The sequence below is a fragment of the Actinomycetospora sp. genome (assembly GCF_055612215.1).
Window position 1 is genome coordinate 1 of record NZ_JBVPVA010000721.1, and the last position, 2,660, is coordinate 2,660.

A 2,660-nucleotide genomic window follows, 5' to 3' on the forward strand; every position below is an offset into this window, starting at 1 on the left:
CACGAACGGCCCGAGGGATCCGAGCAGGTACGCGCCGGTCTGCATGAACGCGCCGAGCCGCCGGTTCTCCTCGGTGTCGCGAGAGGCCGCCAGGATCGCGGCGAAGAAGACGGTGAACCCACCGCCCTGGGCCGCGCCGGCGAGCGCGCACCACACCGGCCACGCGGCGGGGGCGAGCAGCAGCCCGAGCGGCAGCGCGATCCAACCGAGGACCACCGGGAGGAAGGCGGCCCGCAGGCTCCCCGTACGGCGGTGGATCAGCGGCGCACCGAGCGCCCCGACCACGGCCAGGACCTGGAAGATCGACGACGCGACGCCGGCGCCGGCGGCGTCGAGCCCGCGCAGGTCGGCGAGGATCTCCGGCAACCAGGCGGTGAGCCCGTAGTAGGCGAACGCCTGCGCCCCGAACGCGAACAGCATCTGCCACCCCACCGGACGTCGCCACGGCGAGGTCGCCGGGCCCGTCCCGGCATCGGCCGGCACCGCCCGCGTCCCCGGACGGCTGCCCCGCGTCGCGACCGCCCAGAGCACCGCGGACGCCGCGGCCACCAGGAGCCAGAGCAGCAGCGCCCACCGCCACCCGACCCCGTCGGCGATCGGCACCGTGATCGACAGCGTGATCATCGAGCCGACGTTCATCGTCGCGACGTAGAGGCCGAGGAGTGCGCCCGAGCGGTGGGGGAAGTCCCGCCCGATGACGACCGGCACCACGACGTTGCCGACCGTGATGCCGGCACCGATCAGTGCGGTCCCGACGAGGGCCGTGGCCACCCCGTCGGCGGACCGCAGCACCGTGCCCACCCCGAGCACCGCCAGCCCGACGAGCATCGCGCGCTCCGGCCCGATCCGGCCCGTCAGCCACGACGCCGGCGTCGAGGCCACCGCGAACATCAGCACCGGCAGGCTCGTCAGGAGCCCGGCGACCGCCGTGGAGATGCCGAGGTCAGCACGCACGGCGTCCACCACCGGCGAGACCGCGACGATCGGGGCGCGCAAATTGAGAGCCACCAGCAGCACCGCGGCCGCGAGGAGCGGCCCACCGGCCGAAGACGCGGTTGCGGATCGCTCCGGACGGGCGGACGTCGTCACGGCTCCACTCTCGACGACCACGCCCGACCCTCGCGCGCGTCCGACGGATTCCTCACGCCGGGCGGGTGTGGACGGGGTCCGCCGTCGGGCAGTCCCGCCACGGGCCCGACGTCCCGGACCGACCGTGGACGGACCCCGGAGTGGAGGAGCACGACGATGACCGACCGCGACGACGCACGGGTGCGCAAGGCGCTGCAGGGCAAGGACTTCCCGGCGGAGCGCAACGACCTCGTGGCCTACGCGACCGACCGGGGCGAGATCGACGACGCGACGCTGACCGCCCTCGCCGCGCTGCCCGAGGGGAGTTACGCGTCGGTCGAGGACGTGGTGGCCGCCGTGCCGCACCGGCCCGGGTCGACCAGCAACCGCTGAGGGTGTCGGGGGTCGCTGCTAGACCTCGGTCATGGCGACCTGGTCCGAGGTGGAGCACGCGGCCCCCGAGCTCGCGGCGCAGGTGGGCGCGCTGCTCTCGCGAGGAAAGCACAAGACGATGGCGACGGTTCGGCGCGACGGCTCGCCCCGCCTGTCCGGCACCGAGACGGAGTTCGAAGACGGAGAACTGCGCCTCGGCATGATGCCGGGGTCGAGGAAGCTGGCCGACGTGCGGCGTGACCCACGGATCGCCCTGCACTCGCCGTCGGTCGATCCCCCGGAGGGTGATCCGGCCGGCTGGCCCGGCGAGGCGCGGGTGTCCGGGTTGGTGCGGGAGGTGGCGTATCCCGGCGAAGGCCCCGAGGGGAGCTATTTCGCGGTGGACGTCACCGAGCTGGTGCTCACCCGGATCGCGCCGTCGAACGACCGGCTGCTGATCACGTTCTGGCGCCCGGGCGATCCGGTCCGCGAGGTGGAGCGCACCTGACCCCGCACAGCGAAGGTCACGCGGTGTCGGACTCGTCGGGGGCGGCCGGCGCGGAGCCGTCGAGGTGGAAGCGGTCGGCCAACAGCGCGCCGAGGAGCGCGAACCCGAAGACGTCGTACACGCTGCGGACCCGCGGGTCGCCGAGCACGACCACGGCCACCACCGCGACGCACGCCAGGTTCAGCAGCATGAACAGCTCGCCGCCCCCGTCCCCCTCGCGCCGCCGTCGTCGGGTGAGACTTACCGATTCGATCACGATCCACGCGAGGGCGATCGAGTAGAGCACGTTGGCGGCCTCGACGAGGCTCCGCGACCAGCCCGTCTCGGTGGTCTGCGGCCACGGCACCGTCGTCGCGGTCATGTCGAGGACGTTGCGGCCCAGGCGCAGGACGTGTTCCGGCCCGTCCTGCGCGATGCAGTCCCATCCGAGTCCGACGAAGTAGTCCTCGTCCCAGACGGCGTGGTTCCGCACCACGAAGTCGCCCGGGCGCCCCGCCTCGGCCGGCACGGGGTGCTGGATCTGGAACGCCTTCTGGTTGTTCGCGTCGAGGACGGTCACCGATCGGGCGTTGCAGTGCCCGAACCAGAAGTTGACGCCGCCGTTCGTCGCGAGGCCCGTCAGCTGGCCGGACGCGATGCTGTTGTGGACGATGACCAGGGCCAGGACCGCGGCCAGGCCGGCGACGAGGGAGGCGACCGGCGCGATCCTGCG

General features: G+C 73.4%; 4 protein-coding genes. 2 read left to right on the forward strand and 2 right to left on the reverse strand.

What is annotated here, in order from left to right:
* Positions 1-1,008: MFS transporter (locus AC0CYZ_RS19730; protein WP_472218409.1), on the reverse strand; the 1,008-nt coding region annotated here is incomplete at its 3' end.
* Between the two features lie 237 nt (positions 1,009-1,245).
* Here AC0CYZ_RS19730 and AC0CYZ_RS19735 point away from each other — a divergent pair.
* Both AC0CYZ_RS19735 and AC0CYZ_RS19740 read left to right on the forward strand, forming a co-directional pair.
* Positions 1,246-1,461 (forward strand): DUF2795 domain-containing protein, encoded by a 216-nt coding sequence (locus tag AC0CYZ_RS19735; RefSeq protein ID WP_472218411.1) that lies wholly within the window; start codon positions 1,246-1,248, stop codon positions 1,459-1,461.
* Positions 1,462-1,492: 31 nt separating this feature from the next.
* Positions 1,493-1,948: a pyridoxamine 5'-phosphate oxidase family protein gene (locus AC0CYZ_RS19740; protein WP_472218413.1), complete on the forward strand. Its 456-nt coding sequence runs from the start codon at positions 1,493-1,495 to the stop codon at positions 1,946-1,948.
* Positions 1,949-1,964: 16 nt separating this feature from the next.
* Here the strand turns inward: AC0CYZ_RS19740 and AC0CYZ_RS19745 are convergent.
* A partial coding sequence (locus AC0CYZ_RS19745) for a hypothetical protein (protein WP_472218415.1) occupies positions 1,965-2,660 on the reverse strand: 696 nt, incomplete at its 5' end.